The organism is Deltaproteobacteria bacterium (genome assembly GCA_016183175.1).
Classification (GTDB): domain Bacteria; phylum UBA10199; class UBA10199; order UBA10199; family SBBF01; genus JACPFC01.
Genome location: JACPFC010000081.1, coordinates 1 through 12,455 on the forward strand (window position 1 = coordinate 1; position 12,455 = coordinate 12,455).

General features: G+C 54.6%; 14 protein-coding genes. 12 read left to right on the plus strand and 2 right to left on the minus strand.

Annotated elements, in window-relative coordinates; genetic code table 11:
* Window positions 1-34: 34 nt before the first annotated feature.
* Window positions 35-1,081, plus strand: coding sequence for an alkaline phosphatase family protein (locus tag HYU99_08300; GenBank protein MBI2340347.1), 1,047 nt, complete (start codon window positions 35-37; stop codon window positions 1,079-1,081).
* A 73-nt stretch (window positions 1,082-1,154) separates the two neighbouring features.
* Here the strand turns inward: HYU99_08300 and HYU99_08305 are convergent, their stop codons facing one another.
* Window positions 1,155-1,394: a hypothetical protein gene (locus HYU99_08305; GenBank protein ID MBI2340348.1), complete on the minus strand. Its 240-nt coding sequence runs from the start codon at window positions 1,392-1,394 to the stop codon at window positions 1,155-1,157.
* 135 nt (window positions 1,395-1,529) lie between these two features.
* Here HYU99_08305 and HYU99_08310 point away from each other — a divergent pair, with 135 nt between their 5' ends.
* Both HYU99_08310 and HYU99_08315 read left to right on the plus strand, forming a co-directional pair.
* Entirely contained in the window at window positions 1,530-1,763 is a 234-nt protein-coding gene (locus HYU99_08310; protein ID MBI2340349.1) for a hypothetical protein, read from the plus strand.
* Window positions 1,723-2,169, plus strand: coding sequence for a nucleotidyltransferase (locus tag HYU99_08315; GenBank protein MBI2340350.1), 447 nt, complete (start codon window positions 1,723-1,725; stop codon window positions 2,167-2,169). The genes HYU99_08310 and HYU99_08315 overlap by 41 nt, the downstream gene beginning before the upstream one ends.
* A 25-nt stretch (window positions 2,170-2,194) precedes the next feature.
* On the opposite strand, the gene dnaK is transcribed toward HYU99_08315, so the two are convergent.
* Complete coding sequence (gene dnaK / locus HYU99_08320) at window positions 2,195-4,132, minus strand: molecular chaperone DnaK (GenBank protein ID MBI2340351.1); 1,938 nt, start codon at window positions 4,130-4,132, stop codon at window positions 2,195-2,197.
* Between the two features lie 218 nt (window positions 4,133-4,350).
* Here dnaK and HYU99_08325 point away from each other — a divergent pair, with 218 nt between their 5' ends.
* The 9 genes from HYU99_08325 to cobA all read left to right on the plus strand — a co-directional run.
* Entirely contained in the window at window positions 4,351-5,718 is a 1,368-nt protein-coding gene (locus HYU99_08325) for an alkaline phosphatase family protein (GenBank protein MBI2340352.1), read from the plus strand.
* 23 nt (window positions 5,719-5,741) lie between these two features.
* Entirely contained in the window at window positions 5,742-6,083 is a 342-nt protein-coding gene (locus HYU99_08330) for a hypothetical protein (protein ID MBI2340353.1), read from the plus strand.
* 70 nt (window positions 6,084-6,153) lie between these two features.
* On the plus strand, window positions 6,154-6,516 hold the full coding sequence (locus HYU99_08335; GenBank protein ID MBI2340354.1) for a hypothetical protein: 363 nt from the start codon (window positions 6,154-6,156) through the stop codon (window positions 6,514-6,516).
* 40 nt (window positions 6,517-6,556) lie between these two features.
* The gene (locus HYU99_08340; protein ID MBI2340355.1) at window positions 6,557-7,165 is read left to right on the plus strand and encodes a TetR/AcrR family transcriptional regulator; all 609 of its coding nucleotides are present in this window, start codon (window positions 6,557-6,559) and stop codon (window positions 7,163-7,165) included.
* A complete protein-coding gene (locus HYU99_08345) occupies window positions 7,162-7,956 on the plus strand; it encodes an electron transfer flavoprotein subunit beta/FixA family protein (protein MBI2340356.1) in 795 nt (264 codons plus the stop codon). The genes HYU99_08340 and HYU99_08345 overlap by 4 nt, the downstream gene beginning before the upstream one ends.
* A gap of 112 nt (window positions 7,957-8,068) precedes the next feature.
* The gene (locus tag HYU99_08350) at window positions 8,069-9,046 is read left to right on the plus strand and encodes an electron transfer flavoprotein subunit alpha/FixB family protein (GenBank protein MBI2340357.1); all 978 of its coding nucleotides are present in this window, start codon (window positions 8,069-8,071) and stop codon (window positions 9,044-9,046) included.
* A gap of 163 nt (window positions 9,047-9,209) precedes the next feature.
* A complete protein-coding gene (locus HYU99_08355; protein MBI2340358.1) occupies window positions 9,210-9,530 on the plus strand; it encodes an integration host factor subunit beta in 321 nt (106 codons plus the stop codon).
* 49 nt (window positions 9,531-9,579) lie between these two features.
* Entirely contained in the window at window positions 9,580-10,737 is a 1,158-nt protein-coding gene (dprA, locus tag HYU99_08360) for a DNA-protecting protein DprA (protein ID MBI2340359.1), read from the plus strand.
* Between the two features lie 194 nt (window positions 10,738-10,931).
* Window positions 10,932-12,455: uroporphyrinogen-III C-methyltransferase (gene cobA, locus HYU99_08365; protein ID MBI2340360.1), on the plus strand; the 1,524-nt coding region annotated here is incomplete at its 3' end.

Sequence of the window (12,455 nt, forward strand, 5' to 3'; positions counted from 1 at the left end):
CGCCTTTGAAATTTTCGACAATCCCCTGTCCATCATGAGCATGGTCAATAGGGGAAGCGCCCGGGGGAAAAACCTGACCAAATTTTCCCGCATCTGGTATTTCTACTACGCGCATCTGACCGACCGCTGGGCGTTTGTCGATCAGTCCGCCTCGGAAAAGCTGATTGCCGGATTGAAGCGGAACCCCGACTTTACTTTTATCGTGTTCCCGGCCGTGGACGAATATTCCCACCGTTCAAGCCCGTTTCATCCCCGGACCGTTCAGGCCTATCGGGAGGTTGATTCCGCGATCGGAGAGGTTGTTGAAAAATTGAAGCGGAGAGGGGAATGGGACGAAACGCTCATGGTCATTGTCAGCGATCACGGCCTCTCCGACACGAAGACCCATTTTGATGTCGGCCCGTGGCTTGATTCCAAAGGGATCAAGGCCTTTTACTACACGCAAATTTTCAAGCGAAACTTCAAAGCCGCCTCGATGGTTTCGGGAAACGGAATGGCGCATCTTTATTTCAAGAACGAAAAAGGGTGGACCGATCGGACGACGTTTGAGGAGCTTTCTCACACCGGAATTCTGCTGGATGAATTAAGACACCAGCCTGCCGTCTCGCTTGTCGCCTGTCAGGGGGCCGATGGGGCGATTCATTTGTTGACTGAAAAGGGGCATGGCCTGTTTCGCATCGCCGACGGTCGCGTCAATTATCAATGGGAAAAAGACGATCCTCTCGGAGTGTTTGGAGGGGAAGGACAAAGTCTTGCCATGACGCCGGACGAATCGGTCGAAAAAACCTGGGACTCCCATTATCCCGATGTCTTTGGCCAGCTACGCCAGCTTTTTTCGTCCCCTCGAACGGGCGATGTCGTGATCTCCGCCAACAGCGGTTTCGATTTGCGCGAACGCTACGAGCACCCCGAACACAAGGCCTCGCACGGGGCGATTTGTCCGGAACATATGCGGATTCCTTTTTTGATGAACCATCGCCTCGACCGGAGATGCACCCGGTCGGTGGATGTCTTTCCGACGGTCCTCAAGTTAATGGGCAGGCAAATTCCCGATGGGATTGATGGAAAATCGCTTGTTTAAGGGCAAGATTGGCTTAAGCCCCAAGGGGCTTAAGATTGCGGCGGGCCTGCATTCAGGGGATCCGTTGAAACCCCTAGACGATTTTATCGATATCTTCGTTGGAAATGGACGATTCGATATTTGCGATGCCGATGACATCCAGAAAAGGATCCCTTTTCTTTTTGGAAGAAACCGCTTTGCCGTGGGACCGGGAGAGGACAAAGGCCTGTATCAGCCGGGATACGACGGTATTTTTCTTGTGCCCTGTTTGTTTGCAGACGGCGTCGAATTTTCTGCCCAGATCGTCGTCGAGCCTGATGGAGAGGGCTTTCACACCAAAAGTAAAGCATAGTAAAGCATTTGATGTCAATAGGCGCTTGAGGCCGGAATCAGTAAAAAAACTTAGCAACATTTTTTGAGTACTGCCGATCAGTGAGGTTTATGAGGTGTGGGAGAGGTTATAATTGCTTTGGCCGGTCATATCGGTTATATTCGAACTCATCCCATGCCAAAAACCCGAATCTTAAAGCTGGCCCGTCATGACGAGAAAAAAGAGCTCGAGTTTGAGGTGAGCGCCGGTATGGATGTGTCGCCAGACGATCGCCTGAGCGAATGGCTCGAATGGAATCTTGCAATGCTGGAGTTTTTAAACCGGCAAACCCATGAACCTCGAAAAAATTCTCAAAGAATTCAAACAACATAAAGTCAAATTTGTAATCATCGGCGCAACGGCAGGCGTGGCGCACGGTTACGCCCGTCTCACAAAAGATCTCGATCTCTTTGTGGAACCTGTCCGCAAAAATGTCGAAAAATCCCTCGAGGCGTTGTGCGCCTGCGGTTACGATCTTCAGGGTGTTACTGTTGACGAGGCCATGCAGAAAAAATTGTTGTTCAGACAGTACATACTGGAACTCGATATCCATCCCCATGTGACCGGCATCTCCTTTAAGGAAGTGTGGGATCACAGGGTTGAATATCGGCTGGCCGGTCAGGATGTCTATTTTGCCTCGCTGGACGATCTGATTGTCATGAAAAAGGCGGCTGGCCGCGAAAAGGATCGGGAAGATTTGCGTCACCTTGAGGAAATCAGGAGGCAAAAACGGAGTTAAACCGTTTGAAATTTACGGTTGCGTCTTATTTCGTCTCCTCAAACTCCGCATCGACCACATTCTCATCTTTTTTGGGTGTTTTTGCGCTTTCGTCCGTGGTTGAACCCCCTTCGCCGCCGGCATCTGCCGACGGGCCGGAGGCCCGGCCGGGGCCGCTGGCCGCCTTGTACATCGCCTCGCCGATCTTGAAGGCGGCCTGCTGAAGCTCTTCCATCGTCGCCTTGATCCGTTCGGCATTGTCCTCCGACAATGCCTTTTTGGCCGCCTCGAGCGCCGATTCGACCTTCTTTGCGTCATCCGCCGGGAGTTTGTCCTTGTGTTCCTTTAAATTCTTTTCCACTTCATGCACCAGGGCATCGGCGCGGTTTTTGTTTTCGATCTCTTCGCGCTTCTTGTGATCTTCGGACTCGTGCTCTTTGGCCTCTTTCACCATTTTGTCGATCTCGTCCTTTCCCAAGCCGGAAGAAGAGGTGATGGTGATATGCTGTTTTTTGCTGGTGGCCTTGTCCAATGCCGTCACATGCACAATGCCGTTGGCGTCGATGTCGAAGGTGACCTCGATCTGCGGAATCCCGCGCGGCGCGGGCGGAATGCCGTCCAGATGAAACCGCCCCAGCGTCCGGTTGTCGCGCGCCATGTCGCGCTCCCCCTGCATGACATGGACCTCGACGCTGGTCTGGCTGTCGGCCGCCGTGGAAAAAATCTGCGATTTTTTGGTGGGAATGGTCGTGTTCCGCTCGATAAGCCGCGTCATCACGCCGCCCAAAGTTTCAATGCCGAGCGAAAGAGGCGTGACATCGAGCAAAAGCATGTCCTTCACCTCGCCGGTCAAGACCCCCCCCTGAACCGCCGCCCCGGCCGCCACCACTTCATCGGGGTTGACCCCCATGTGCGGCTCCTTGCCGAAGAATTTTTTCACCTCTTCGCGGACGCGCGGCATCCGGGTCTGCCCCCCCACCAGCACCACCTCCACGATGTCGGAAGGCTTTTTGCCGGCATCGGCGAGGCACTTTTTCACCGGCTCAAACGATTTCATGAGGAGGTCTTCGCAGAGCGATTCGAGCTTGGCGCGGGTCAGCTTGATGTTCATGTGCTTGGGACCGGAGGCGTCCGCGGTGAGAAAGGGGAGGTTGATCTCGGTTTCCAGCGCCGAGGAGAGTTCGATCTTGGCCTTTTCCGCCGCCTCTTTCAACCTCTGCAGAACCATTTTGTCCTTCGAGACGTCGATCCCCTGATCTTTTTTGAATTCGGCGATGAGATAGTCGATGAGCCGCTGGTCGATGTTGTCCCCCCCCAGATGCGTGTCGCCGTTGGTGGCCACCACCTCCACCACGTTCTGGCCCACTTCCAAAACGGAAATATCGAAGGTGCCGCCGCCAAAGTCGTACACGGCGATGATTTCGTCCTTTTTCTTGTCCATACCGTAGGCCAGGGAGGCGGCGGTCGGTTCGTTGACAATGCGGAGAACATTAAGTCCGGCGATGATACCGGCGTCCTTGGTGGCCTGCCGTTGAGAATCGTTGAAGTAGGCAGGAACGGTGATGACCGCATCGGTAACTGTTTCACCCAAATAGTCCTCGGCCGCTTTTTTGAGCTTCATCAGAATTTTGGCCGAAATCTCGGGGGGCATGTTTTGTTTGCCGGAAATATCCACCGCGGCATCGCCGTTGTCCCGTTTGACCACCTTGTAGGGGACCAGCTTGATTTCCTGCGGGACCTCATCGAATTTGCGCCCCATAAAACGCTTGATGGAATAGACCGTATTGTCCGGATTGGTCACCGCCTGCCGTTTGGCCGCCTGACCGACAAGGATTTCGCCGTCTTTGGTATACGCGACCACCGACGGGGTTGTGCGCGCCCCCTCCTGATTGGGGATGATTTTGGGTTCGCCCCCCTCCATGACGGCAACACACGAGTTGGTGGTTCCCAGATCGATTCCGATCACTTTTGATTTTTTGGTCATGATATTTGGGGCCCTTTCGGCCCGTTTGTTGCTACTCGCGTTAATATATTTCGGGCCTCAAATGGCCCCAAACCCCACGCTCGCAACCGGCAAAGCCGGATTGCTCGCTTATGTTTATTTTGTCTGTTTCCTTCCGTTTTGTTTAAGATTAGGAATCCTTTGACCAATGTCAACCCTCGTTTGACGTTTTAGAGCGTGATAGATATAAGAGGCAACCCATGACCGTCAAGCGACTCTTCTGCTTTTTTCTCCTTTTCGTGGCTGTCTCCTGCGGTTTCCACAAACCGGAAATCAAGGTTCTTCCCTCTGCCGAAAAGGAGGCCAAAAAAATTCTCTTCATCGCCATCGACGGGATAGGCTATGAGATGATGCATGAACTGCAGAAAGAAGGCCATTTCATGGATTTTCAGCCGGTGATCCCCTTCATTTCGACCTTTCCCTCGGCCACGACCATCGGTTTTACCGGAATCTTCAAACCGCTGGATGTGGGAAAAGTTCCCGGCTATGAGAGCAGGTTCTACTCCTATGAAGCAAACAAGGTCATCGGCGGCACGCCGGCGGACATCTATAAAATTCATGTCAATTACAAGACCTATTTCGACGCCTTTCGCCACACGATGCACGAAAAGGCGGTGATGTACGCCTTTCCCGGCGTTGCGGGGCAGGAGGATCTTCTGCGCGCCGAAAGGCTCGCGATGAAAAGCCCCAAAAAGGTTCTTATGGCTTATCTGGGGGGGACCGACGGCGCCCAGCATCTTTTGGGTCGGGAACGGATGAAGAGGTTCATGATTTTTGTCGACCGGTTTCTTCAACGGATGAAGAAGAAGTATTACCGGGAGCATGACGAACGCTTGAGGGTCGTCCTTTTTTCCGACCATGGTTTCCATTTCGACCGTTTAAAAATGATCGGTACCGGAGAGATTGAAAAGGCGCTTGAGGCGGCGGGGCTTAACCACTCCAAACATCTCGTCAACAAAAACGACGTCGTCGTTGTCGAATACGGCCTCCTCTCTGCCGGCGTGATGATGACGCGGGAGGGGGAGAAGGCGGCCCGGGCCATCCGGCGGGTTGACGGCATCGATCTGGTTTTTTGGCCCGAAGGGAAGAGGGTGCGCATGGTGAATTCCGAAGGGGAGGAGGCCTTTTTCGATTATCAGTGGCCCAGCCGATATCGCTATGTTTCCGTAAAGGGGGACCCGCTCGATTATCTCCCCATCCTCAAAAAAAGCGGATTGGCGTCCGGAAACTGGATTTCGGACAGCCAATGGAAGAAAATGGTGGCAAGGGTCTTTTACCCCGACGCGGGATACCGCCTCTATGATTCGTTTTTTAATCTGGTGGAAAACAGGGCGGGGGTTATGTTTTCCCTCAAACCGGATTACCAGTTCGGTGGTTTTGCGGCGCTGGCGGGAACCTGGCTCAAATTTGGCCACAAGGGGACGCACGGCGGCCTTTTTTGGGACGCCTCGGCCGGCATGGCGATGACCGACGACCGCACCATGGAGCTTCCCGAGAGCCTGCGGTATGATGAACTGTTCAAACTGTTTCTTCCCCGCGTAACGACGGCCTACCGGGAAAGGCACTGATGTCATTCATGGAGAATCATTCATTGATACGAACAATCGGTTTTGTCGCGTCGCTGGCGCTTCCCCTCTTTAATATTCCCCTGATGGTCAAAATCATCCGCCGCCGGTCTTCGGAGGACTTGAGCCTGGTCTGGCTTTTGGGGGTTTTTTCCTGCCTGATTCTTATCGAACCGGCGGCGCTGGCCTCCTCCGATTTTATTTTCCGTTTTTTTGCGACCCTGAACGTGATTCTTTTTTCGGGCGTGGTCGCGACCGCCCTTTATTTTCGTTTGAAAGGGGGAGGCAAGAGTGAGCGAGGATCGGATTTAATCCGTCCGAGCGAACCGGGGGGCACGGGGGCGCCGAAGGCTTTGCCCCCGATATAATAACCCCTTGAAGTTTCTTGACGCCCGATTATCATTTTTGTAGAGGCGTCAAACTTGTGGGGGGGAAGACATGTCTCATGAAGAATTAAGCGACGAAGAGGTGGTTGAATTCATCCTCGAGAGCCTCGAGGAAGACGGGCGCGTCCGCACCGATTGCCTCGACATCGAATGCGTCAACGGACGTCCGTGTCTTTCGGGGCGCGTGGCCACCGACGAGGAACGCGAGCTGATCGACGAAATCCTGACCGACGTGCTGAATATCCACGACTACGAAAACACGGTATGGGTGGACGACCGTCTCACTTTTGAAAAAGTGGAGGATGACGAAGAAGGGGGGGCAAGGGGCCGGTCGTCCCTTGAGGAAGACGACCATCTTGAAACGGAAGAACCCCTCGACGAGGGGGACGACGGGGAAGACGATAAAGACTCTTGACATTGGCCTTAAAAAACGGGAATGAATGACCGTTCATTTTATGGCCTTTACACTTCTCGCCAACAAAAAGCAGACGGCCGACAAGCATCAGAAGATCATCGAGGCGGCCATCGCCGTCTTTGCCGGCAAGGGTTTTTTCAACAGCACGGTGGCCGACGTGGCGCGCGAGGCCGATGTCGCCGACGGCACCATCTATCTTTATTTCAAAAACAAGGATGACCTCCTGATTTCGATCTTCGAATACAGCATGGATCTGTTCATCAGGGCGGCAGAGGAGGAATTAAAAAGGGCGTCCGATCCGAAGGAAAAGCTCAAAGTCTTTATTTCCCTTCATTTGAAACTGGTGCAGAAATATCCCGACCTGGCCCAGGTGATCCAGATCGAACTCCGGCAGAGCACCAAATTCATGAAGGAATATCCGAACGAGAAGTTTTTTGAGTACTTGAACATCGTTTCGGGCATTATTGAAGAGGGGCAGGAAAAAGGGGTTTTCAAAAGGGGGGTCGAGCCGGTGATCCTGAAGCGGGTCATTTTCGGCGCCGTTGATGAAATCGCGCTGGAATGGACGCTGATGAAACGAAAGCGCTACACCATGGAAGAAGCGGCCGAGCAGGTGTGCGGAATGATTTTCGGGGGGATTGGCGCATGAAAATAGCCGCGCTCATCAAACAGGTTCCCGATACCGAAACCAAAATCCGCATCCGGGCGGATGGCACCGGAAGCTCCGGTGGCGGCGGCATTGAAGAGGCCGACATCAAATTTATCGTCAACCCCTATTGCGAGTATGCCGTGGAGGAGGCCATCCGCACGAAGGAAAAGGCCAAAGAGGGGGAGACGACCGTCATCTCTCTGGGTCCGGACCGGGCGGTTGAGGCGCTTCGGACGGCGTTGGCGATGGGAATCGACAAGGGGGTTCATATCGACAATGAAGGAAAATTTTTTGACAGTTTTCAGACGGCAAAAATTCTGGCGGGTGTTTTGAAGGCCGGGGGATTCGACCTGGTTTTTTGCGGTAAACAGGCCATCGACGGCGACAACGGACAGACGCCCCAGATGATCGCGGAATTGCTCGACATCCCGCAGGTGATGATCATCGAAAAACTGGAACTTTTGTCCGAACTGAAAGGTGCGCTTGTCACTCGCAGGGTGGGGGGAGGGACCCGCGAGATTTACGAGGCCCCCTTTCCGCTGATACTGGGATGCGAAAAAGGGTTGAACACGCCGCGGTATGCATCCTTGCCCGGAATCATGAAGGCAAAGACCAAACCGGTGGAAAAGCTTAAAGGCTCCGAATTTCTGGAGGGGGCGGAACCGCTCGTGCGATTTGTCAACTATCAACTGCCTCCGGATCGAAAGGCGGGAAAGAAAATCGACGGCGAACTTCCGCAGAAGGCGCATGAACTGGTTCGTCTTCTGCGGGAAGAGGCGAAGGTGATTTAAGGCGGCAGGGCCCCTCCAAAAAACCGGCGCCGTGCCTGCCGGCAGGCAGGGGCAGGCGCCGGCCAAATGGTCCGGATGGATCTTCAGGCAGAAGTTGTAGGCTAAATATAATATGTCAAATATTCTTGTCTTAGCTGAACATCAGGACGGCAAAGTCAAAAAGACCTCGTTTGAGCTGGTGTCGAAGTCCGCCGAACTGGCTGTACAGACGGGGGGTTCCGTGTCCGTAGCGCTCATCGGATTGAATGTTGAAGAATTGGCCTCACAGCTCGCCCCCTATGGGGCCGCGAAAGTCTGCGTCGTTGACGGGCCGGCGTTTGAAAAATACAACAGCATCGCCTATGCACAGGCGTTGACCGCCGTGGTTGGCCAGACTCATGCCGGCATTGTCCTCGGAACCGCCTCGCCGATGGGGAAGGACCTCTTTCCCCGCGCGGCGGCAAAACTTAAATGCGGTCTTGCCTCCGACTGCACCGATCTGAACATTGAAGGGGGCAAACTGGTGGCCCGTCGCCCCGTCTATTCGGGCAAGGCGTTTGCGGATGTCGCCTTCAATACACCCATTCAAATGGCGACGGCGCGAGCCAATTCCTTTCCCGTCAAAATCTGCGGGGAAGGAGCATCAGTGGAGACGGTAAAAATCCCTGTCGATCCCGGCGTTTTGCGTTGCCCCATGAAACAGGCGGAAAAAGGGGAGGCAGGAAAGGTTGATTTGACCGAGGCGGAGATCATCGTCTCCGGCGGCCGGGCGATGGGGAATGCCGAAAATTTCAAAATTTTAAGCGAAATGGCCAATGTGATCGGCGCCACAGTGGGGGCCTCCCGGGCGGCGGTCGATTCGGGCTATGCCCCGCACGACATGCAGGTGGGACAGACCGGAAAAGTGGTCAACCCAAAACTCTACATCGCCTGCGGCATTTCAGGCGCGATCCAGCATCTGGCCGGGATGCGCACCTCCAAGGTCATCGTGGCGATCAACAAGGACCCCGAGGCCCCGATCTTCCAAAAGGCCGATTACGGCGTCGTGGGGGATCTATTTGCCATTGTGCCTCTTCTGACGCAGGAGTTTAAGAAGGTTCTGGCGGAATAGTGAGGGTTATGGGATGCTTGGTTCCTGCCTGCCGACACCCCGGATCGAGGCCCGGTTATTGAATCATCTCCCGCAAAAAAGTTGATTGACTATTCCCGTTGATTAATCAATAATTCTAAATGGTTATGTGCTTTATCCCCAAGGGGTGGAAGAGAGGGCTTCCATGAATAAATCGGGGCTTATCGATGTCGTTGCGGAAAAGGTCAAATTGCCGCGAAAAAGGGCGGAGGATGTCGTTAATCTCGTTTTCGATTCGATGACCGGGGCGCTGGCGAAAGGGGGGCGGATTGAGATCCGCGGGTTTGGAAGTTTTGTCTGCAGGCAGTATGAATCCTACAAGGGGCGCAATCCCCGCACCGGCCAGTCGATCGAGGTAAAACCCAAAAAGCTCCCCTTCTTCAAGGTCGGCAAGGAACTTAAAGAACGGGTGGATGGCAAAGAGGCGTCGGCCTCCGGCGCGGTTTCTTCCAACATCCCCACCTGATATTTTAAATTAACTTGCCCTTGTTTCTCTCCTTTTATATCTACCCGATGTGACACCGGATGAGTTGGTTTACTGGCTAACCTTAAACCGCGTTGACGGAGTCGGCCCCGCCACTTTTTTAAGGCTTCTTGATTTTTTTGGATCCCCGCGCGAGGTCCTCAAGGCAAAACAGGACGATTTGCTTCAAGTGTCGGGTTTAAGACCGCCGATCGCGCAGGCAATTGCCTCCGCGAAAGAAGATTTCACTTGGGCCGAAAAAGAGTTAAACGAGGTGGAGCGTCTGCATGCGGGAATTATTCCCTATGTTTCTCCCGATTATCCCCGGCGGCTAAAACAGATCAGCGCCCCTCCCCCTTTTCTCTATGTATGGGGATCTCTCGCCAACGGCGCCGGCAAAGCCAGCCGCTTCGGCCCTGCCCCAAAGGGGCCCCTTGGGGCCGGTTTTAACAGCCTTGACTGGCTCGGGGTGGTTGGCGCCCGCGAATGTTCCGAATATGGGGTCTCGGTTTGCGCCAAGATGGTCCGGGAGGTGGTGTCGGCGGGGGTCGGGATTGTCAGCGGTTTTGCCCGGGGGATCGACATTACCGCCCACGAAACGGCTGTCCATTGTGGAGGGAAAACGGTGGCGGTGCTCGGTTCCGGATTGAATTTCATCTATCCGCCGCGAAACGCGCGCTTTGTCGATGCGGTGCTGGAGAAAGGGGCGTTTGTCACCGAATTTGCGCTGGACGAGGAGGCGCGGCCGGAGTTTTTCCCCCGCCGGAACCGGATCATTTCCGGCATGGCCAGGGGCGTGCTGGTTGTGGAGGCGGGGGAGAAAAGCGGATCGCTCATCACCGCGCAGTACGCCCTGGAACAGGATCGCGATGTCTATGCGGCGCCCGGCTCGGTGCTTACCCCTTTTGCCCGCGGGTCCAACCGGCTGATCCAGCAGGGGGCCAAACTGGTCGGCTCCGCCAAAGAAATTTTGGATGATTGGAAATATGAAACGCCGGCAGGGCCGGTGCCGCCGGAAGGGTTGGTTTCACCGGTGAAATTCGGCGATGAAGAGACGATTGTCCGGCTTTGTGTCGATCAACCGGCGACACCGGACGATCTGGTGGAAAGGACCGGCCTTCCCCCCGCGCGCGTGACAATGCTGTTGACCCAGCTGGAATTGGAAGGGAGAATCAGGAGTTTGCCGGGGAGGAGATATCAAAGTCAGTAACCAATGGCCAACGTCTTACCCATTTCGGTTTCGGTGTCTGCTTTCGGTTCCGTCGAAACTCGCGGTCTATTTAATCGCCACTGTATTTGTCGGGCAGGGTTCAGTTTGTTCCGATTGGCGATGTTTTTAAAGTGCGCTCAACCAGCCGACGACACCTCAAGACATCCATCCGAAACTGAAATGGGTACTGATTGATGAAGACACAAAAGGGTAAAATTTACCTGGTCGGCGCCGGGCCGGGCGACCCCGACCTTTTAACTCTCAAGGGGGCTCGTCTCCTTTCCGAGGCCGATGTGATCTTTTACGATTATCTGGTCAACCGGCACTTGCTTAAAGCGGCCAAGCCATCCGCCCAAAAAATTTATGTCGGCAAGAGAACCTCTGAAAAAACCCTTCCGCAGGGAGAAATCGAAAGACAGATGATCGCCCGGGCCAAAAAAGGGGAGACGGTCGTCCGCCTGAAGGGGGGCGATCCCTTTATCTTCGGCCGCGGCGGGGAGGAGGCGCTGGCCATCCAAAAGGCCGGTGTTCCTTTCGAAATCGTGCCGGGGGTGAGCGCCGCGGTTGCCGTTCCCGCCTATGCCGGGATTCCGCTGACGCACCGGGGGATCGCCTCCGATGTGGCCTTTGTTACCGGCCATCAGGATCCGTCGAGGGAAGCGGCACTGGCCCTGCCGGAAGGGGAGGATGTCGAACGGATGATCCCCTGGGAGGCGCTGGCCAAAATCGACACAGTGGTTTTTTTCATGGGGGTGGCCACCCTCCGGGAAAACCTTCAAAAACTGATCGCCTACGGAAAAGCGCCCGATACCCCTGCAGGCATTATCAGCTGGGGGACTCTCCCGGAACAGAAAACCGTTGTCGCCACTGTTTCCACCCTGGCCGATCAAGCCGAGACCGAACAGATCAGCCCCCCATCTCTGGTCGTTGTGGGGCCGGTGGTCTCATTGAGACAAAAACTTAAATGGTTTGAGAGTAAGCCATTGTTTGGAAAAAGGATTATAGTTACAAGATTCAAGGCCCAAGCCACCGAGTTCACCGACATGCTGACGCAGATGGGGGCCTCGGTTGTCGAGCTGGCCACCATCGATATTCAACCCCCTTCGAATTTTGCCCCTCTCGATTTTGCGATTAAAAGAATCAAAGACTTTGACTGGCTTTTATTTACCAGCGTGAATGCGGTCGATTTTTTTTGGGAGCGTTTTCAGAGGAGTCGAAAGGAACAAGGCGCCGGGGGTTTGAGAGATCTGGCCCATCTGAAAATTGGCGTCATCGGCCCCGCGACGGCCCGCAGAATCGAGTCGCTGGGATTGTGGGTGGATGTCATCCCGGAGGAGTTCCGGCAGGAAGGGATTGTGGCGGCTTTAAAAAAGACCAGGCTCAAGGGAAAGAAAATTTTGATCCCCCGCGCGCGGGAGGCCCGCGAACATCTGGTTTCCGAGCTGGGCAAAATGGGGTGCAAGGTCGAGGTGGTGGAGGCCTATCGCACCGTGATGCCCGAGGTGAACCCTGAAGGACTGCAATCGATTTTTGCCCCCCCCAAGCCCGACTGGATCACCTTTTTGTCCGCCTCGGCGATTGACAACTTTGTCCGTCTGATTGGGGCGCCCAAGGTGAAGAGTTATCTCTACGGGATCAAGGTGGCGGTCATCGGCCCTGTCACCCAAAAAACCTGCGAACGCCACGGCATTCAGGTCGATTTGATGCCGAAGGGGCAG